Origin of the sequence: Amycolatopsis sp. NPDC059021 (assembly GCF_042739895.1) — a bacterium.
Taxonomy (GTDB): domain Bacteria; phylum Actinomycetota; class Actinomycetes; order Mycobacteriales; family Pseudonocardiaceae; genus Amycolatopsis.
The window spans coordinates 1-18029 of record NZ_JBHYIQ010000111.1 but is presented as its reverse complement, the minus strand read 5'-3'; the positions used below and the strand labels follow the sequence as shown (position 1 = coordinate 18029).

Sequence of the window (18029 nt, the reverse complement as noted above, 5' to 3'; positions counted from 1 at the left end):
CTGCGGCTTTACTCTGCTCTGGTGACCGGTGATCCCCGTGTGCTGATCGACGCGACCGCGGTCCCTGCGGACCGGGGCGGCGTCGGACGTTACGTGGACTCCCTGGTGCAGGCGCTTGACCAGGACGGGGCGCGGCTCACCGTGGTGTGCCAGCCCCGCGATCTCGCGCTCTACGGCCGTCTCGCGCCAGGGGCCCGCATCGTTCCCGCATCGCCTTCGACGTCGACGCGGACAGCGCGGCTCACCTGGGAACAGGCGACGCTGCCGCGCATGACCCGCCGCCTCGCCGTCGACGTCGTGCACTCGCCGCACTACACGATGCCGCTGGCGGGCACGGCCGCGTCCGTGGTGACCCTGCACGACGCCACGTTCTTCACCGACGCGGTACTGCACTCGTCAGTGAAGGCGCGCTTCTTCCGCGCGTGGACGTCGACAGCGCTGCGGCGGGCGACCGTGTGCGTGGTGCCGAGCGTGGCGACCGCGACCGAGCTGGCGCGGGTGAGCCCGGTGCGGCGGGCGGAGCTGGAGATCATCCACCACGGTGTCGACACCGACCGCTTCCATCCGCCGTCGCCCGAGGAGGTCGAGGCGGCCCGCGCGGCCGTCGGGATCGGGCGGACGCCGTACGTGGCGTTCCTGGGCGCTCTGGAGCCGCGGAAGAACGTGCCCGCGCTGATCCGCGGCTTCGCCCGCGCGGTCGCGGGCCGCCCGGACGCGCCGGCCCTGGTGCTGGCCGGTCAGCCGGGCTGGGACACGCAGGTGGAGCGCGCGCTCGACGCCGTCCCGCACCGGCTGCGGGTCATCCGCGCCGGTTACCTGCCGTTCGGCACGCTGGCCGGGTTCCTCGGCGGTGCCGAGCTGGTGGCGTATCCGAGCCTGGGGGAGGGATTCGGGCTGCCGGTGCTGGAGGCGATGGCGTGCGGCGCGTGTGTCCTGACGACCCGGCGGCTGTCGCTGCCCGAGGTCGGCGGCGACGCGGTGGCGTACTGCGGTGTCGGAGCCGGGGACGTCGCCGCGGCGATCACGGACCTGCTGGCGGATCCTTCGCGCCGGTCGGAGCTGGCGGACGCGGCGCAGAACCGGGCGAAGGAGTTCTCCTGGGCGACGACCGCGGAGCGGCATCGGGAGGCCTACGCCAAGGCCTGGCTGCGCCACCGCCGCACGGCCTGAGCAGATCTGCGGAAATCCGCTAAAGTAGCCGTGCGAGGTCCCGGTGGGGCCGAGTATGGGAGCCCGCGACGCGTCCGGACGGTCGTCTCGCGGGCTTTTCGCTGTTCAGACCTCGGTGCAGTCGGTGATCAGCGGTACCGCGCGGCGCCAGTCGCTACCGGCGCCGAAGCGATGAGACCACCACCTCGGCCATCCGGGCATGATCCTCCGCGGGTACGACAATCACGCTCGGTAGGGCAGCGGTATCGCGTTCGGTGACGCGTGGACAATGGCCGGGTGACTGAGCACCCCAGCTACGGCGACGGGCTCGCCGTCGTGACCGTGACGTACTTTCCCGGTGAGACGCTCGAGCGGTTCCTCGACACGCTCGAGAAGGCCACCGACCGCGACGTGCAGGTCGTCGTGGCCGACAACGCCTCCACGGACGGGGCCCCGGAGCGGGCCGCCGAGCGGGAGAACGTGCAGTTGCTCAGCATCGGCGAGAACGTCGGGTACGGCACCGCCGCCAACCGCGGGGTCGCCGAACTGGACGAAAGCTACGGCTGGGTCGTCGTGGTGAATCCCGATCTCGAATGGGAGCCGGGTTCGCTCGACACGCTGCTGGAGGTCGCGAAGCGCTGGCCGCGGGGCGGCTCGTTCGGGCCGCTCATCCATGATCAGGACGGCACCGTCTACCCCTCGGCGCGGCTGCTGCCGTCGTTCGGGCGCGGCATCGGGCACGCGGTGTTCGGCAAGGTGTGGCCGGGCAATCCGTGGACGCGCGCGTACCGCCAGGAGCGGACACCGGTGGAGCGCGTCGCGGGCTGGCTTTCCGGTTCGTGCCAGCTGTTCCGCCGGGAGGCGTTCGACTCGGTCGGCGGTTTCGACACGCGTTATTTCATGTACTTCGAGGACGTGGACCTCGGCGACCGGCTTGCGAAGGCGGGTTGGCTCAACGTGTACGCGCCGTCGGCTGGTGTCATGCACATCGGCGGGCACGCGACGTCGCAGGCGTCGGCGAAAATGCTGCGCGCACACCATGAAAGCGCGTATCGCTATCTCGCGGACCGCCATCGCGGGCTGCGCTGGAAGCCGGTGCTGGCCGCGATCAAGCTGGGCCTGACGCTGCGGTTGAAGCTGGAGACCCGGAAGGGCTAGATGCCGTCGAGGCGGCGCGAAAGGTTGGAGCGGCCGCTGGTCTGCTTGATCGTGGGGATCAGCCCGCCGGTGTCTTCCTCGCTCGACGGCTGCTGCTCGGGGACCGGCTGGTCCCTGAGCGGGCTCGCGATCGGCTTCGCCTGGGGGCGCGGCGTCAGCGGCGTGGTCGCTTGGTGGTGGTTCCCGGGCACGTCCAGCCGCGTCGTCGGCGCGGACGCCGCCAGCGGGTGGTCGTTCTCCTCGATCAGCGACGCGGGCAGCTGGGTCGTGGTGTCCGGATCGTGGCCACGATCGATTTCGGTCACCAGCGAACGCGGGATCTGCTGGGTGTTGGCCGAGTCCATGGGCGAGGTCGCCTTGTCCGGCGTCACGACGAAGGCGCCACGCGCGCGTGCTCGTGCGAGCAAGGCGTCCGCCCGTTCCCGGGGGTCCATCCCCTCGGCCTCCCGACTGACCCGGGGCCCTCTGGGGAAAGGCCCACCTGTTTCCTGTCTAGGGTAGGCCCTCGGGGCGTCCGCCGTCACTGGACTCGCTAAGTAGCCGCCCACTTGTTCGGTGCGTGGTCACCGGTTCAGCGGGTTCCGGCCGGTCAGGAGCGGTGTAGGTTGAGTTGCTCGTCTTTCCCCAGGCGGAGGTCGTGTGACGAGCGAACTGCTGGTGAACCTGCTCGCCGCGGGGATCGCGTTCTTGGTCGGCGTCACGAGCCGGTCCACCCACGGCTGGCTGAAGCGGAAGCGGGCCCTCGCCCACGAAGCCGAGAGCCGGATTCGCAGACATCCGCGCTACTCCGCGGACTGGCTGATCCGCTATTACCGGCGCAGGGGCGCCGACAAGGACCTGTACGTCGCGGATCACGGGTCTCGGCGCCAGGTCGTTCCGTTTCTGACGAAGCCGTCGTGGTACGCGGACGGATTGGTGGAGTCGATCGTCGACCAGCAGGTACCCCACGAGCTTTCGGCGGTGCCGGTCGACACCAAGGTGCTCGCCGCCCGTGGCCGGTATCTGGCGGTCGAGGACGAGGGCGGCGAGCCGTGGAACGAGCTCTTGGCGTGTGCGGCAGGGGTGACCGAGGACGGATCCGGACCGCGTGTCCGGCTGGTCCTCGCCCGCTATTTCCAGTACCTGAGCGCCTGCGGGCCCATCGAGGACGAGACGTACGCGGCAATAGCCAAGCCGTCGAGGGCGACACCGCTGCGGGACCGGGTTCTTCCCGATGTCGATGTCGCGGCGCGGTGTTCGCGCGGCGCACACGCTTTCGGGATGCAGGTGGCGACGGTCTTCGACACCGGCGGGCGGCATGTGGTGCTGATCCAGCGGCGTTCGTTCGCCGTTTCGATCTACGGCGGCGCGCTCGCGGTGGTGCCGGTGTTCGGATGTCAGTCGGTGGACCTGTCCGAACGCACGCCCGTGTCGCTGTTCCACAACTACCTGCGGGAAGTCTACGAAGAGCTCTACGGAGGGGTGGAGGTCCAGCGCCGGGGCACCCGCGTCGACCCGACCTGGTTCTACCGGGAGGCGCCGATCGCTCGGTTGCTCGCGGCGCGGGAGCGCGGTGACCTGGAGTTCACCCTGCTCGGGTTCGGGTTCGACGCGCTGAACGCCGAGATGGATCTCTGCGCGCTCGCTTACGTCTCGGATCGCCGCTACGCGGAGGAGGAGATCGCGGTGATGACGACCAACTGGGAGATCCAGGACATCGCCATCCATGACCTGTGGGGGTCCGAACTCACTGATCTCATGCTCGCGGGCGAGTTCTCACCGGGCAGCGTTTTCACCCTCGCCAGGGCCCGTGAGGTGCTCGCGGACCGCCGGCACGCATGACCGCCGAGGCCTGTGCCCTGTGCGGCGGGCAGGACTACGACGTCCACTGGTCGCTGCCGATAGGGAAAGTACTCGCCTGTCGTGCCTGTTCGCTCGTCAGAATGGTGGACCCCCGGACCGGACGTGCCGTGCGCGTCGCTTACGACGAGAACTACTACCGGCGTGACGCAGCGGGCGCGACTGTGGGATATCCCGACTACTTCGGTGCCGAAGCGCCGGCCCGCCGCGCCAATGCGGCTGTGTTCGCCAGGCTGGTCACCACCGTGCTGCCGGGCGTGGGTGACGCCTTGGACATCGGGTGCGGTGGTGGGTACCTCGTAAACGCACTGGCCGAGCGCGGTGTCGACGCCACCGGAGTGGACGGCTCGGCCTTCGCGGTCGAACGCGCCCGAGCGCTCAGCCGGGGTCGTTTCGCGCGGCTGATGATCCAGGACGCGGCGTTCGAGCGGCTGGGCCGCTATTCGATGGTGACGATCATGGACGTGATCGAGCATCTCACCGATCCGGTGGCGGCACTGGCCGCGGCGGCGCGGCGGGTCACCACCGGGGGAGTGCTGATGCTGCTGACCCCGCGGTACGGCGGCCGGTTACTCGCCGGCCAGGGGGCGGCGTACGTGCACTTCAACACCGATCACGTGCACTACTTCACGCGGGAGACGCTCGAAAACGCGATCGAGGCGGCGATGGGGTTCGAGCGGCTGACCGTGGCGGGCGTCATGGAGTTCATCACCGAGCACCGGGTGCCGTTCGGGCCGGGATTCCGGGAAAAGTACGGCACGGACCGGGATTCGATGCTCGCCGTCGTCCGGTCTCCCAGCGCGCGGGCTCACGAACCGCGGGCTCAGACGTAGCTCTCGCCTGCCTGCTCGCGGACGAGCGATGTCAGCTCCTTGATGTCCTGGGCACGGTCCCTGGCGCAGATCAGGACGGCGTCCTCGGTGTCGACGACGATCAGGTCGCGTACGCCGAGCGTGGCCACCAGCCGGTCCCCGCCGGGGACCACGATCAGGCCGTCGGACTCGAAGGTGACCACCTTCGGGTCCGCGGTGTCCGTGATGTCGGCGACCATCGCTCCCTGCCGGGGGGAACCGAGTGTTTCGGCGACCGTTTCGAAATCGCCGATGTCGCTCCAGCCGAAGTCGCCCGGAATGGTCGCGACCTTGCCCTCGGCGGCGGCGGGCTCCATCACGGCGTATTCGACGGCGATCCGCGGCACGGTCGGCCAAACGTCCGCGAGCACCTGTTCCGCGTCGGGACCGTCCCACGCCGCGGCGATGCGCTGGATCGGTTCGGCGATATCCGGCCGGTATTCGGCGAGCCGGGCCAGGAAGACATCGGTCCGCCAGACGAACGTGCTGGCGTTCCAGAGGTACTTCCCGGATTCGACGAACTCCACCGCGAGCTCGTACGGGGGCTTCTCCCGGAACTTGAGCACGGGCTGAATGGTGGACGGGCGCACCTGCTCGGTGCACTCCACGTATCCGTAGCCGGTTTCGGCACGGGTGGGGGTGATGCCCACGGTCATCAGCACGCCGTCGGCGGCGCCTTCGGTGGCCTCGGTGATCGTGCGCCGGAAGACCGGTTCGTCCTTGATCAGGTGGTCGGCCGCGAAGGATCCCATGATCGCCCCGGGCCTGCGGCGCTCGATGACGGCGGCCGCCAGCGCGATCGCGGCGCAGGAGTCCCGGGGCGACGGCTCGACCAGGATGTTGTTCTCCGGCACGTCCGGGAGCTGCCGCCCCACCCCCGCCGCGTGGGCCGTGCCGGTGACCACGTAGACGTGACCGGCGCCTACCAGCGGGGTGAGCCGGTCGAAGGTCGCCTGGAGCAAGGAGCGCCTGGTGCCGGTGAGCGGCTGGAAGAACTTCGGGTGGTTTGCCCGCGACAGCGGCCAGAGCCGGGTGCCGCTGCCCCCGGCTGGCACGACTGCGTACAGGTCAAGGGGTCCAGGCACGGCTCATCCGCCTCTTGTCGGGTCGGGGGGACGCGGTCACCATAGCCAACCCCGGTACTGTCGGGCGCGTGGTCCCGGCACTTCGGTTCTCGAGCGACGCGTAGGCCGTCGTGTTCTGGCGTCCGACGTTCGAGGTGGATCTCGGCCGGGTCCTGGCTCCGCTGCGGCGTGGGCGCGGTTCGCTGAACATCCTGACCGACGAGCGGGGCGTCGTCTGGTACGCCGCGAACACCGCGGACGGGTCCGGCACGCTGGCGCTGCGCCGATGCGCCGGCGAAGTCGAGGCCGAGGCGTGGGGGCCGGGGGCGGATCGGCTGCTCGACGGCGTCCCGGCGTTATTGGGCGCGAATGACGACGACACCGGGTTCGTCGCGCACCACGATGTCGTCGCGCGGGCACGGCTGCGTTCGCCTGGGTTGCGGATCGGCGCAACGGGTCAGGTGTGGGACTGGCTCGTGCTCGCGGTGCTGGAGCAGAAGGTGGCGGGCAAGGAAGCGATCCGGTCGTGGGCCGAGCTGTGCCGGTGGTTCGGGGAGCGGGCGCCGGGGCCCGCTCCGGACCGGCTGCGGGTGCCGCCGACACCGATCGCGCTCCGGTCCCTTGTGGACTGGAAATGGCATCGCGCGGGGGTGGACCTGAAACGGCGGACCACGTTGCTGAACGCCGCCCGCGTCGCGCACCGGCTGGAGCGGGCGGTGGAGCTGGGCGGGGCCGAGGGCAGGGCGCTGCTGCGGCTCGTGCCGGGGATCGGGGTGTGGACCGCGGCCGAGATCGCGCAGCGGGCCTGGGGCGATCCGGACGCGGTGAGTTTCGGCGACTACAACATCCCGTCGATGGTCGGCTATGCCCTGCTCGGCACGAAACTCGACGACGCCGGGCTGGCGGAGGTCCTCGCGCCCTACGCACCGCAACGGCAGCGCGCGATCCGCTACCTCGAAGCGGCCGGGATCTCGCGACCGCGCTTCGGCCCCCGCCTCGCCCTGCGCGACTACCGCGCCATGTAACCACCCGTTCCCGCTCGCTCGGGACGGCATGGGAAGCCGAGGTGGCCGGGGGACGCTTTCAGCGCGTGGGGCTCGCAACGCGGAGCGTGCTCCGGGCCGATTTCGTCGGACCCCGCTCGTAGGCTGTTTGGTAGGGACGCTCAGGGTGCCCTGAATCTTCCGTTCATTCCTTCAGCGGTCCGTGGGGGCCTCCTTGAGGGACCCAGGGGCCCTCAAGGAGGCCCCCACGGACGGTCGTCGCTCAGGACGGCGGCTGCGGTGGCCGGCCTGGTGTGGTCGGTTGGCCCGGCTGTTGTGGCGGCTCGCCGGGATCCTGCGACGCCGGTCCGGACGGCGACGTCGGCTCGGATGGTGCCTCTGGTTCGGATGATCGCGCCGTCGGTTCGGACGGCGACGTTGAGCCGGACGGCGGGGGACCGGCAGGCGGAGGCTCGGGCGGCATCTGGCCAGGAGAGGGAAACCCAGGTGCCTGGTCAGGAGGCGGGTGCCCGGCTGCTTGGCTGGGAGACGGGTACCCGGGCACCTGGCCGGGCTGGGGCGGGTATCCCGGATATCCCGGTGGCTGCCCTGGCGCATAGCCCTGCGGCGCATAGCTGGGCGGTGGTGGATACCCGGACGGTGGGTAGCCCGGCTGCTGCGGGGGATAGCCGGGCGGCGGCCCGGGGCGTGACTTCCGCGTCGCCAGGACTATCACCACCACGACGACGGCGATCACCAGCAGGATGCCCAGCACGATCAGCAGCAGATGCAACGGCGTGAGGGTCGACTCGGCCTCGGCCGCCGACGTGAAGGTCACTGGGCGAATCCGTCCGGGATGCCCCGCGGCACGACGACACCGACGGAGCTTTCGGCCAGCGCCGCGGACACGATGGCGATGGCCTCTTCCCTGCCCAGCCCCAGCTTGTGCACGGCCGCCGCGTAGCGTGCGGCGGCCTGCTGGGCGCGGTGCCTGTTCTGGTCGCCGGAGGCGCCGACGAAGCTTCCCGCCCGCCCGCGCGTCTCGATCAGCCCGGCCTCCTCCAGTTCCCGGTAGGCCCGCGCGATGGTGTTGGGCGCGATCCCGAGGTCGGCGGCGAGCCGCCGCACCGTGGGGAGCTTCGTGCCGACGGCCAGCGTCCGGTCGTTGATCTGGGCCGCCAGAGCCGAACGGACCTGTTCGTACGGCGGCACCGGCGACGTGCTGTCCACACTGAGGAGCATTCAGACCGCCTCGGAGAAGTCGATGGGTGGGCAGATCATGACGGCTGGGGCAGCCCGTAGTTGCCAGGGGGCAGCGAACGGTGGCGAGGGAGGTGCCTCAGCAGCATCGTGACGAACATGGCGCCGACACTGAGCACCACGTAGGCCAGTACGTACGGAGCGAACGGCGGCGGCAGGGGACTGTGGCTGGTGAGGTCGTTCAGCGGCGGGATGGCGAACACCGGGATCACGTAGTTGTCGGCGTCCCGGATCCGCAGCTGGTCGTCGACGGCGAGCGAGGCGTCGTTTTCCGCCACGGCGGGAGCCCGCAGGACGCTGGTGAGCGCGATCCCCGAACTGACCGCCGCGACGCCCAGCAGCGCGAGCCAGGCCCAGCCGTAGGCGGGTGCCCCCGACGTCAGCGCCACCGCCAGTGCGAGCCCGGCGCCGCCACCGAAGGTGAGCACCACCGAGGCGGCGAACCAGCCGCCGAGCAGCCTCAGCCGGGACGCGGATTCCACTCTGGTGACGCGGCAGGCCAGCCGGGCGGCGATCTGCCGGTCCCGGTGCCGCTGCTCGTACCAGACCGTGAGCTGGATCGTGGCCACCACGACGAAGATGTACGAGCCCCCGGGGAACTGCTTCCCCACCCCGGGCAGATATCGCAGGCCGAACAGCCCGGCGGAACCGAGAATCGCGACGCCGAGTGCGACGAGACAGGTCCGGGTCCGGAGACGCGGCGCGAACCGCATGCCGAGCCGGATGCACAGCAACCGGGTCGGCACGACGAGCCGGACGCCGCGTTGTGCCAGCCAGGTCAGCGCGGCCTGGATCTCCTTGGGTGTGGGCTCCACCGGCTCAGCGGCCGCCGGAGGGCTCCCCGGCGCCGCGGCCGTCATGCCGCCTCCCCCTGCGTAGGCCATCTCATCCCCCTCGTTTGTATCAAGCCTTGCGCCACAAGATTGACACAATACTCAATACAAAGTCAAGCGGGTGGTCACCACCCCTGCGGTGGTGGCGGCTGCTGGCCCTGCGGCGGGTAGCCGGGCGGCACCGGCTGGCCACCGGTGGCGGGGTAGGGACCGGGCGCGCCGTACGGAGCACCCTGCGGCTGCATACCCGGCTGGGGCGCACCCGGCTGAGACGCGCCGGGCTGGGGCGGCATCGGCTGGCCGAACCCGCTCTGCGGCGAAGGCGGCCCGGCCTGGCCGAAGCCCGGTTGTGGCTGCTGCCCGAACCCCGGTTGCTGCCCGAACCCGCCGGGCGGCTGCTGGCCGAATCCGGCCTGCGGTGGCTGCTGGCCGAAGCCCTGCTGCGGGCCCATCGGCGGGGGCGGCGGGAAATTACCCTGCTGCCCCTGGTTCATGTTCTGCTCGCGCCGCATCTTGCTGACCCGCACCGCGACCACGATGACGAAGATGATGATCGCGAGGACGAACAGTCCCAGCACGATCCAGCCGACGACGCCGTCACCGCCGCCGCTGTGGTGAATGTGGACCCGGTCCTGGAACTGCGTAGGCATGGTGGCGCCCCCTTTCCGCACCGGTGAGCCTAGTGCCCCGCGCCGTCCGGGATGGCCGCTTTCACCAGGTCGGTGAGATCTTCCGAACCCGGGGGCAGCGCGGCGGCGGGCCACCAGCGCAGGTCGTCCGATTCGGCGCTGCGCACCGGCTCGGCCCCGCGCGGTGCCCGCACCGTGAACCGGACGTCGAAGTGCCGGGTCGGGATGCCGAGCGAGCAGGTGATCGGGTGGACGTCGAGGTGCACCGGCCCGGGCAGGAGTTCGAGGTCCTCGATCCCGGACTCCTCCCGCGCCTCGCGCAGCGCGGCACCGGCGAGAGTGGTGTCCTCCGGCTCGCAGTGCCCGCCCAGCTGCAACCACCGGCCGACACGCGGATGCAGCGTCAGCAGCACTCGCGAGCCCGTGTCGTCCAGCACGACGGCCGACGCCGTGACGTGCCCGGCGGCGCACTGGCGGAGGCAGGTGTCCTCGCCCGTGGCGAGAAACCCGAGGAACGCGTGCCGGAGGGATTCCTGGCCGGGATCGGCGGGTTTCCACGCTTCCAGGGTCGCGACGGCGTTCGCGTGGAGAGTCACAGCTCGACCAGCCCCTCGCCTGGATCCAGTGGTCCACGCGGGCCCGGCGCGCTCTCGGGATGCCCGATGGCGACCGCGCCCAGCGGCTCCCACCGCTCGTCGAGGCCGAGCGTGTCGCGGACGATGCCGGCGGCGAAGATCGTCGAGCCGATCCAGCACGAGCCGAGGTCTTCCGCGGCGAGCGCGACCAGCAGCCCCTGCACCGCCGCGCCGGCGGCGACGGTGAACATCGTGTGCTCGCAGGCGTTGCGCCGCGCGTCGCGGTAGGTGTGCGCGCCGTCGGGGACCAGGAACGGGATGACGATCTCGGGCGCCCGGTACAGGATGTCCCCCCGGCTGAGCCGTTTCGCGATCTGCTCGGCGGTGAACTCGTCACCTTCCAGGTCCGCACGCCACGATTCCCGCATCGTGTCGAGGAGTTTCTTGCGGAGCCCGGCGTCGCGCAGCCAGACGAACCGCACCGGATGGGTGTGGTGCGGGGCGGGCGCGGTGAGCCCGGCGGCGACGGCGCGGCGCATCGCGGCGGGATCCACCGGCTCGTCCGAGAACGTCCTGATCGAGCGCCGCGCGGGCACCGCCTCGCGGCGGCCCTGCGCGATGGCCTCGTTGGTACCCAGCCGGAACAGGTCGATGTCGACCGGCCGGACCAGATCGCGTGCCGTGGAACCGTCGTCGGTGAGGGTGAGGCCGCGGACGACCGCGACCGGGGTCCCGCCGAGCTTGCCCTTGACCAGGTCGGCCGCCGCGGCCAGCTCGTCGGCGACGGCGACCTCGGTGACCGCGAGCTCGTTGCCCTGCGCGTCGATCTGCCCGGCGTAGGCGTGCAGCACCCGCAGGCCGGACGCGCCGATCGCGGCGTCGGTCTGGCCGACCCGCCATGCCCGGCCCATGGTGTCGGTGATCAGCACCGCGACCTCGACGCCGAGCCGCTCCCGCAGGCCGTTGCGCAGCGCGAGCGCGGACGCGTCGGGGTCGGCGGGCAGCAGCGCGATCTCGTCGCCCGCCACGTTCGAGGCGTCGATCCCGGACGCGGCCTGCACGATGCCCAGCCGGTTCTCGGTGATCATCGTCCGCGCGATCTGCGCGACGACCCGTACGGCCTCCTGCTTGACCAGCTCGCGCCGCGCCGCGTCCCGTTCCTCGGGATCGCTGGGCACCCGCACCAGCCGTCCCTCGATCTTCGAGACCACCTTGCTGGTCACCACCACGACGTCGCCGGAGCGCAGCCAGCGCGCCGCGTCGGCGATGGCCCCGGTCAGATCGTCGCCGGGGCGGAACTCCGGCAGCCCGGTGACCGGCAGGATCTCCAGCTTGGCCGAGGCGTGGTCGGCCTGGTTCTCCGTCACAGGGACACCCCGGCGAGGTCGAGCGCCGCGCGCGCCATCGCCGCGGTCGCGTCCACATCGGACATCAGCAGCGGGACGTCCCGCACCGCGACGCCGGGCACGTCCACCTGCTCGCCTTCGGCGACCAGCCAGCCGTCGAGCACCCCGTCGCCCTCCTTGCGGGAGCCGTAGTGCCGCCCGACGGCCTCGGCCGAGGTCTCCACCCCGATCGCGCTCAGGCATGCGTCGGCCATCCCGCGCAAGGCCTTGCCGCCGATGATCGGCGAGACCCCGACGACCCCGGCGGACGTCTTGCGCAGCGCCTCCCGCACGCCGGGCACGCCCAGCACCGTGCCGACCGACACCACGGGGTTGGACGGCGCGAAGAGCACCGCGTCGGCCCCGGCGATCGCGTCGAGGACCCCGGGCGCCGGCTTCGCCTCGTCGGCACCGACCGCGACGATCGAATGCGCGGGCGGCTCCGCCCGGTAGCGGACCCACCATTCCTGGAAGTGCACGGCCTTGCGCTGACCGGGTTGTTCCGGATCGTCGATCACGACGTGCGTCTCGACGCGGTCGTCGGACATCGGCAGCAGCCGCACGCCCGGCTTCCACCGGTCGCACAGGGCCTCGGTGACCTGCGACAGCGGGTACCCGGCACGCAGCATCCGGCTGCGGATCAGATGGGTCGCGATGTCCTTGTCGCCGAGCCCGAACCAGGTCGGCTCGGCGCCGTAGGCGGCGAGTTCCTCCTTGACCGTCCAGGTCTCGCCCGCGTGCCCCCAGCCGCGCTCGGTGTCGATCCCGCCGCCCAGGGTGTACATGCAGGTGTCCAGGTCGGGGCAGATGCGCAGGCCGTGCATCCACACGTCGTCCCCGGTGTTCACCAGCGCGGTGACCTCGTGCGGTGACTCAGCGGTTGTTCCGGTCGCCGGCATTCCCAGCGCGTGCTTGACACCCAGCAGGAAGCGGGCCCCGCCCACTCCGCCGACCAATACGACGATCCTCACGACTTCGGATCCTTTCACGTGCGTCTCGCCGGTTCCCGGCGCCCGGCCGTGGGCGACGTCACATCCGCCACGGGCGAAAATGCGGACCTGGGCGCTCGTGCGGGTTCGACTGGAGCTTTTCGTCGGTGAACGCGGTTAGATTGGGGCGTAGGAAGCGGCGGGGCGGAATTCCAGGAGTACCGATGAGCATCGCGCGCAAGGACGACCGGCACAACGAGGACCTGGTCAGCGAGATCGCCGACAGCTTCAACCGTGCGGTCGGCGAGAAGAAGGCCGAGGACGAAACCGCCGAGGCGAAGCCGAAGTTCGTCATCACCGGGGACAGCCGCGCCACGCCGCCCCCGCGCAGGCGGGAGCGCTGAGGCACCCGCCCTAAGGGTTGCCTCACCAACGGACGGGGTGCGGGACGCGCGTAATGTCCGCACCGATTGGGTAAGTGAGAGAAAAGCAGGAGTGCGCAGTGACCTACGTGATCGCCGAGCCCTGCGTCGACGTGCTCGACAAGGCGTGTATCGACGAATGCCCCGTGGACTGCATCTACGAGGGTGACCGGATGCTGTACATCCACCCGGACGAGTGTGTCGACTGCGGCGCCTGCGAACCGGTCTGCCCGGTCGAAGCGATCTACTACGAGGACGACGTGCCGGACGACTGGTCCGACTACACCAAGGCGAACGTCGACTTCTTCGACGAGCTGGGCTCGCCGGGCGGCGCCTCCAAGGTCGGCAAGACCAGCCACGACCCCGCCTTCATCAAGGCGCTGCCCCCGCAGGGCGAATGAGCCGGATTTCGCTGCCCGATTTCCCGTGGGACTCGCTGGCCGGTGCCAAGGCGCTGGCCGGTGCGCACCCGGACGGGATCGTCGACCTCTCGGTCGGCACCCCGGTGGACCCGGTGCCCGAGGGGGTCCGCGCCGCGCTCGCTTCGGTGTCGGACATCCCGGGCTACCCGGCCACCCACGGCACTCCGGCGCTGCGTGAGGCGGCGGTCGCCGCGCTCGCCCGGCGTCACGGCGTCGAGGGCATCGAGCCCGGCGCCATCCTGCCGACGATCGGTTCGAAGGAGGCCGTCGCCTGGCTGCCCCGGTTGCTGGGCTTCGGCCCTGGTGACCTCGTCGTCATCCCCGAACTGGCGTATCCGACCTACGAGGTCGGTGTGCTGCTCGCGGGCGCTTCGCTGGTCCGCGCGGACGGGCTCACCCAGCTCGGCCCGCAGCGCCCGGCGATGCTCTGGCTGAACTCGCCGTCCAACCCGACCGGCCGCGTGCTCGGCGCCGACCACCTGCGCAAGGTGGTCGAATGGGCGCGCGAACGCGACGTCGTCGTGGTGTCCGACGAGTGCTATCTGGCGCTGGGCTGGGAATCCGAACCGGTGTCCATCCTGCACCCGTCCGTCCACGGTGGACGGACCGACGGCCTGCTCGCGCTGCATTCGCTGTCGAAGTCGGCGAACCTCGCCAGCTACCGCGCGGGGTTCGTCACCGGTGACCCGAAGCTGGTCGCCGGTCTGCTCGAGGTCCGCAAGCACGCGGGCATGATCGTGCCGCGTCCCGTCCAGGAGGCGATGACCGCCGCGCTGGCCGACGACGAGGCGCTCGCCGTGCAGCGTGACCGGTACGCGCGCCGCCGTCTCGTCCTGCGGAAGGCGTTGCAGGACAACGGGTTCGAGATCGAGCACTCCGAGGCGGGGCTCTACCTGTGGGCGACCCGCGGCGAGCCCGCCATGGACACCGTGTCCTGGCTGGCGGGACGCGGCATCCTGGTCGCGCCCGGCACGTTCTACGGCCCGGCGGGCAAGCACCACGTCCGGATCGGGCTGACCGCGGCCGACGAGCGCGTCGAGGCCGCCGCGCAGCGCCTTGCTCAGTAGTCCTTGCCGGTGAGCCCGCGGTAGACGAACCGCGTCAGCGCTTCGACCGCTTCCTCGTCGGTCGGCGGTGTCCAGCCTTCGGGCGTCGGCCCGAGTAGCCACATCTGCGCGAAGCTGTCGACCAGCTGGTACAGCATCACGATGCTCAGCTCGGGCCGGGCGGGCAGCAGCCAGCCCGCGTCCGGGATGTGCGTGAGGTGGTCGGTCAGATCGCTTTGCTGCTCCGCCCCGAAGCGGGCCAGCGTGCGCGCGAACTCGTCGCTGACCATCGCGGCCTGGCGCAGTGCCTGCATGGTCGGTGCGTTTTCCCGGTAGAACCGCCAGTACACCGCCACATGCCAGCGCACCGCGTCCGGGTCGGTGAAGTCGTTCCTGTGCTCGTCGGCGTCGGCCGACTCGTCGCCGTACGCGGCCAGATCGGCCAATAACGCTTCGAGCAGTTCTTCCTTGCCCGCGAAGTGGTTGTAGAACGACCCCGCGGCGCGGCCTGCCTCTGCGGTGATGTCGGTGATCTTGGTGTTCAGGTAGCCCTTCCTGGCGAAGACTCGCTTGGCTGCCGCCTTCAGCGCCGCCTCGGTCTCCGCGGCCTTCTCCTTGCGGCTCGTCGCCGTCATCACGCGCACCTCCCTTGACAGCGAACGCTAGCAGCGGTCATTCTGAACCTAGATTCACTGAATCTCAATTCATTAATGGGGAGGGATCATGGACATCAAGGTGCTGATCGCGGGGGCGGGGCCGACCGGGCTCACGCTGGCCATCGAGCTGGCGCGGCGCGGTGTCGGCGTGCGGATCGTCGAGAAGGCGGAGAGCCACTTCGCCGGGTCACGCGGGGACGGGCTGCAGCCCCGCACGCTGGAGGTCTTCGAGGATCTGGGCGTGCTCGACGCCGTGCTGGCGGCGGGGGCGCCGCCGTTCGCGATGAAGGTCTACGTCGGCGGGCAGCCCGTCGGCGAGCGGAGGATGGCCGAGCTCGTCGAGCCCACGCCGTCGGTGCCTTACCCGAATGGCTGGTTTCTCGGTCAGTCGCAGACCGAGGGCATCCTGCGTGACCGGCTTGCCGGACTCGGCGTGCGTGTAGAGCTGGGCAGCGGGCTCGTCGGCTTCGAACAGGACGACGACGGGGTGACGGCGACGCTGGCCACCGGCGAGGTCGTCCGCGCGGAATACCTCGTCGGCGCGGACGGCGGGAAGAGCTTCGTGCGCAAGGCCCTCGGCATCGCGTTCGAAGGCACCACCGACGAGTCGATCCGGATGTTGCTCGGCGACGTCCAGGCCGAAGGGCTGGACAGGGCGTACGGCCATTGGTTCGGCGCGGCGGAGAACCCGATGCACGGCGTCGTGTTCACGCCGTTGCCCGGTATGCCGCACTTCCAGTTCGGCGCGCCGCTCGGCGACGGGGAGATCGACGTCGAAACGGCGTTGCCCGCCTTACAGGCGAGGGTCGACGAGTACTCGGGAGAACAGCGCGTCCGGCTGCACGACCTGATCTGGTCGACGGTGTGGCGGCCGAATGTCCGGCTCGCCGCGCGGTTCCGCGAAGGCCGCGTGTTCCTCGCGGGCGACGCGGCACACGTGCACCCGCCGACCGGTGGTCAGGGGCTCAACACCGGCGTCCAGGACGCGTACAACCTGGGCTGGAAGCTCGCCGACGGCGCTCCCGAACTGCTGGACAGCTACGAGGCCGAGCGGCGCGCGGTCGCGGCTCGGGTGCTGGGCGTCAGCTCGGAGCTGTTGCAGAAGTACGCGGACGGCGACGAGGACGCGCACAAGCGTGGCGAGGAGACGCAGCAGCTCGACATCACGTACCGAGGTGGGCCGCTGGCGCCGCCTGCCGAGGGCACACTGCGGCCGGGCGATCGCGCCCCGGACGCCCCGCTGGCCGACGCGAACGGCAAGCGCGTGCGGCTGTTCGAGCTGTTCGCGGGTCCACACGCGACACTGCTCGTTTTCGGCGACGGACCGCTCGACGCCCCGGCGGGCGCGGTGGCGTACCGCGTTCTGCCTGTGGGAGCGACGGCCTCGGGCGACGAACTGGTCGACGTCGACGGGCACGCTTTCGCCGCGTACTCGGCGTCCCGGGTGCTGGTGCGCCCGGACGGCTACGTCTGGACGATCACCGCGGGATGACGGCGCGGGCGGCGGCGTCGACGGCCGCCCAGCGGTCCCGCCACGCCGCCCGCGCTTCGGCCTTGCGCTGGAGTTCCCGTTCGGCGATGCGGCCCGCGACGAACCCGACGTGGCCGTCGACGGCCTCCAGCACCGCGCGCATCCGCTCGGCCGCGACCACCGCGTCCTGGTGATCGCCGAGGACGGTCTGGAACTTCTTGGTCGCGGAGATGAGCTCCTTGAGCCGGGCGGCCTGTTTCTTCTTCACCGAGGTCTGGGCCAGTTCGGCGGCGTAGCGGAGCTTCTTGCCGTGGATGCGCAGCGCGTGCAGGTCGTCGTCGGGGGGATCGGCCGGGAGCGCCCCGACGGCCTTGGCGAGCTTGCGATGCGGTTTGCGCAGCCCGGCGACGAGGTCGCGCTCTTGCTCCACTGTGGACTCTTCGACCGGCTCGCTCCTGGTCAGCTCGCTGACGTTCTCGAGCATCGTGGTGTAGCGCTCGCTGGAGAGCGCGCGGTTGAGGCGGCGGCGGGCGACGCCGCGCTCGGTCACGAACTTCGACACGAGCCGGCGGCCGGCGGCCTGGTCACGGACCTCGAAGCCGGCGATGACCTCGCGCAGGTGCTCGATGAGGACGTCGTAGTCGCGGACCTCGCCCAGCGAGTGCCCGAGCCAGCCCAGCTCGGCCCGGACCGCCTCGGCGCCGGGCCCGACGAGCGCGCCGGACAGCTTCAGCACGCTCCGCATCCGGCGCAGCGCGACCCGCATCTGGTGCAGGTCCTCGGGATCGGTGCCGGAACGCGTGCCTTCCTCGCGTTCGAGCAGTGCCCGGATCTCCCGGTCGAGCTTGGCGCGGACATGCGTGGCCGCCGGATCGCCGGGCGCGGCTTCCGCCGGGTCTTCGCCGAGGCCGAGTTCGGCGGGCGTGATCGTCGGGCGTCGGGTACGGGCGGCGCGAGACAACGATTCGGTGGTCACATTGTGAATGGTAGGTGAACACTCCGGTTGCGCCACCCTCCGACCAGGGCAGTTGCCGAGCGAGAGCAAAGGTCCCTCGCTCCCGTGCCGGGGCGATGTTCGGGTGCTGCTCGGGTGGCTGCCCGGGGGTGGCGGCCGATGCCGCGAACGACGCGTTACGGACATTGATCGTCCCGAACGACGCTTTCGCGACATGCGGTGCGGGGTGCGGTGTGTGGGTGGCGTGTCCTGAACGACGCGTTCGAGACGTTCACCGTCGCGAACGACGCGTTCAGGACATCCCTTCGTGGCTTGAGGTGACCGAAGGCGTCAGGTGGTGCGGGACCGGCTGGCTGGATGGTCCGTGGGGGCCTCCTTGAAGGACTCTGGGTCCCTCAAGGA

The 18029-nt window shown here is 70.9% G+C and carries 20 protein-coding genes; 9 read left to right on the top strand and 11 right to left on the bottom strand.

Annotation, left to right across the window (positions count from 1 at the left end; all coding sequences use genetic code 11):
- The first annotated feature begins 39 nt into the window (after window positions 1–39).
- The gene (locus ACFWX1_RS40745; protein ID WP_378395237.1) at window positions 40–1170 is read left to right on the top strand and encodes a glycosyltransferase family 4 protein; all 1131 of its coding nucleotides are present in this window, start codon (window positions 40–42) and stop codon (window positions 1168–1170) included.
- Window positions 1171–1446: 276 nt separating this feature from the next.
- A complete protein-coding gene (locus tag ACFWX1_RS40740) occupies window positions 1447–2307 on the top strand; it encodes a glycosyltransferase (RefSeq protein WP_378395225.1) in 861 nt (286 codons plus the stop codon).
- Here ACFWX1_RS40740 and ACFWX1_RS40735 read toward each other — a convergent pair.
- Window positions 2304–2741: a hypothetical protein gene (locus ACFWX1_RS40735; RefSeq protein WP_378395224.1), complete on the bottom strand. Its 438-nt coding sequence runs from the start codon at window positions 2739–2741 to the stop codon at window positions 2304–2306. The two genes, ACFWX1_RS40740 and ACFWX1_RS40735, sit on opposite strands and share 4 nt — an antisense overlap.
- 205 nt (window positions 2742–2946) lie before the next feature.
- On the opposite strand from ACFWX1_RS40735, the gene ACFWX1_RS40730 reads away from it, so the two are divergent.
- Both ACFWX1_RS40730 and ACFWX1_RS40725 read left to right on the top strand, forming a co-directional pair.
- Entirely contained in the window at window positions 2947–4128 is a 1182-nt protein-coding gene (locus tag ACFWX1_RS40730) for a hypothetical protein (protein WP_378395223.1), read from the top strand.
- Window positions 4125–4979 carry a class I SAM-dependent methyltransferase gene (locus ACFWX1_RS40725; protein WP_378395222.1) on the top strand — a complete coding sequence of 285 codons (855 nt, stop codon included), beginning with the start codon at window positions 4125–4127 and terminating at the stop codon, window positions 4977–4979. The genes ACFWX1_RS40730 and ACFWX1_RS40725 overlap by 4 nt, the downstream gene beginning before the upstream one ends.
- On the opposite strand, the gene ACFWX1_RS40720 is transcribed toward ACFWX1_RS40725, so the two are convergent.
- Window positions 4970–6082 (bottom strand): mannose-1-phosphate guanylyltransferase, encoded by a 1113-nt coding sequence (locus ACFWX1_RS40720; RefSeq protein WP_378395221.1) that lies wholly within the window; start codon window positions 6080–6082, stop codon window positions 4970–4972. The two genes, ACFWX1_RS40725 and ACFWX1_RS40720, sit on opposite strands and share 10 nt — an antisense overlap.
- A gap of 110 nt (window positions 6083–6192) precedes the next feature.
- On the opposite strand from ACFWX1_RS40720, the gene ACFWX1_RS40715 reads away from it, so the two are divergent.
- Window positions 6193–7086 carry a DNA-3-methyladenine glycosylase family protein gene (locus ACFWX1_RS40715; RefSeq protein ID WP_378395220.1) on the top strand — a complete coding sequence of 298 codons (894 nt, stop codon included), beginning with the start codon at window positions 6193–6195 and terminating at the stop codon, window positions 7084–7086.
- A 241-nt stretch (window positions 7087–7327) separates the two neighbouring features.
- Here the strand turns inward: ACFWX1_RS40715 and ACFWX1_RS40710 are convergent, their stop codons facing one another.
- The 7 genes from ACFWX1_RS40710 to cofD form a co-directional block, all read right to left on the bottom strand.
- A complete protein-coding gene (locus ACFWX1_RS40710; protein ID WP_378395219.1) occupies window positions 7328–7882 on the bottom strand; it encodes a hypothetical protein in 555 nt (184 codons plus the stop codon).
- Complete coding sequence (locus tag ACFWX1_RS40705) at window positions 7879–8286, bottom strand: GntR family transcriptional regulator (RefSeq protein WP_378395218.1); 408 nt, start codon at window positions 8284–8286, stop codon at window positions 7879–7881. The genes ACFWX1_RS40710 and ACFWX1_RS40705 overlap by 4 nt, the downstream gene beginning before the upstream one ends.
- A 35-nt stretch (window positions 8287–8321) precedes the next feature.
- On the bottom strand, window positions 8322–9164 hold the full coding sequence (locus tag ACFWX1_RS40700) for a hypothetical protein (protein WP_378395217.1): 843 nt from the start codon (window positions 9162–9164) through the stop codon (window positions 8322–8324).
- A 98-nt stretch (window positions 9165–9262) separates the two neighbouring features.
- Entirely contained in the window at window positions 9263–9787 is a 525-nt protein-coding gene (locus tag ACFWX1_RS40695) for a hypothetical protein (protein ID WP_378395216.1), read from the bottom strand.
- A gap of 29 nt (window positions 9788–9816) precedes the next feature.
- Window positions 9817–10362, bottom strand: a complete 546-nt coding sequence (locus ACFWX1_RS40690) for an NUDIX hydrolase (protein ID WP_378395215.1) — start codon at window positions 10360–10362, stop codon at window positions 9817–9819.
- Window positions 10359–11708 carry a coenzyme F420-0:L-glutamate ligase gene (locus ACFWX1_RS40685; RefSeq protein WP_378395214.1) on the bottom strand — a complete coding sequence of 450 codons (1350 nt, stop codon included), beginning with the start codon at window positions 11706–11708 and terminating at the stop codon, window positions 10359–10361. Before ACFWX1_RS40685 ends, ACFWX1_RS40690 begins: the two co-directional genes overlap by 4 nt.
- A complete protein-coding gene (gene cofD / locus ACFWX1_RS40680) occupies window positions 11705–12697 on the bottom strand; it encodes a 2-phospho-L-lactate transferase (RefSeq protein WP_378395213.1) in 993 nt (330 codons plus the stop codon). The genes ACFWX1_RS40685 and cofD overlap by 4 nt, the downstream gene beginning before the upstream one ends.
- A 182-nt stretch (window positions 12698–12879) precedes the next feature.
- Between cofD and ACFWX1_RS40675 the strand changes: the two genes are divergently transcribed.
- The 3 genes from ACFWX1_RS40675 (at window position 12880) to dapC (ending at window position 14566) form a co-directional block, all read left to right on the top strand.
- Window positions 12880–13059: a hypothetical protein gene (locus ACFWX1_RS40675; protein WP_378327968.1), complete on the top strand. Its 180-nt coding sequence runs from the start codon at window positions 12880–12882 to the stop codon at window positions 13057–13059.
- 98 nt (window positions 13060–13157) lie between these two features.
- Window positions 13158–13478 carry a ferredoxin gene (gene fdxA / locus ACFWX1_RS40670; protein WP_378327967.1) on the top strand — a complete coding sequence of 107 codons (321 nt, stop codon included), beginning with the start codon at window positions 13158–13160 and terminating at the stop codon, window positions 13476–13478.
- Complete coding sequence (gene dapC / locus ACFWX1_RS40665; protein ID WP_378395212.1) at window positions 13475–14566, top strand: succinyldiaminopimelate transaminase; 1092 nt, start codon at window positions 13475–13477, stop codon at window positions 14564–14566. The genes fdxA and dapC overlap by 4 nt, the downstream gene beginning before the upstream one ends.
- Here dapC and ACFWX1_RS40660 read toward each other — a convergent pair.
- Window positions 14560–15180, bottom strand: a complete 621-nt coding sequence (locus ACFWX1_RS40660) for a TetR/AcrR family transcriptional regulator (protein WP_378395211.1) — start codon at window positions 15178–15180, stop codon at window positions 14560–14562. The two genes, dapC and ACFWX1_RS40660, sit on opposite strands and share 7 nt — an antisense overlap.
- Window positions 15181–15268: 88 nt before the next feature.
- Here ACFWX1_RS40660 and ACFWX1_RS40655 point away from each other — a divergent pair, with 88 nt between their 5' ends.
- Window positions 15269–16693 carry an FAD-dependent monooxygenase gene (locus tag ACFWX1_RS40655; protein ID WP_378395210.1) on the top strand — a complete coding sequence of 475 codons (1425 nt, stop codon included), beginning with the start codon at window positions 15269–15271 and terminating at the stop codon, window positions 16691–16693.
- Here ACFWX1_RS40655 and ACFWX1_RS40650 read toward each other — a convergent pair.
- Window positions 16680–17648, bottom strand: a complete 969-nt coding sequence (locus ACFWX1_RS40650; RefSeq protein WP_378395209.1) for a CHAD domain-containing protein — start codon at window positions 17646–17648, stop codon at window positions 16680–16682. The genes ACFWX1_RS40655 and ACFWX1_RS40650 overlap by 14 nt on opposite strands.
- Between the last annotated feature and the right edge of the window lie 381 nt (window positions 17649–18029).

Coding starts and splice junctions, on each gene's coding strand:
- ACFWX1_RS40735 (WP_378395224.1), bottom strand. CDS start 2,741: ATGGACCCCCGGGAACGGGCGGACGCCTTGCTCGCACGAGCACGCGCG.
- ACFWX1_RS40725 (WP_378395222.1), top strand. CDS start 4,125: ATGACCGCCGAGGCCTGTGCCCTGTGCGGCGGGCAGGACTACGACGTC.
- ACFWX1_RS40705 (WP_378395218.1), bottom strand. CDS start 8,286: ATGCTCCTCAGTGTGGACAGCACGTCGCCGGTGCCGCCGTACGAACAG.
- ACFWX1_RS40700 (WP_378395217.1), bottom strand. CDS start 9,164: ATGACGGCCGCGGCGCCGGGGAGCCCTCCGGCGGCCGCTGAGCCGGTG.
- ACFWX1_RS40695 (WP_378395216.1), bottom strand. CDS start 9,787: ATGCCTACGCAGTTCCAGGACCGGGTCCACATTCACCACAGCGGCGGC.
- ACFWX1_RS40675 (WP_378327968.1), top strand. CDS start 12,880: ATGAGCATCGCGCGCAAGGACGACCGGCACAACGAGGACCTGGTCAGC.
- dapC (WP_378395212.1), top strand. CDS start 13,475: ATGAGCCGGATTTCGCTGCCCGATTTCCCGTGGGACTCGCTGGCCGGT.
- ACFWX1_RS40660 (WP_378395211.1), bottom strand. CDS start 15,180: ATGACGGCGACGAGCCGCAAGGAGAAGGCCGCGGAGACCGAGGCGGCG.
- ACFWX1_RS40655 (WP_378395210.1), top strand. CDS start 15,269: ATGGACATCAAGGTGCTGATCGCGGGGGCGGGGCCGACCGGGCTCACG.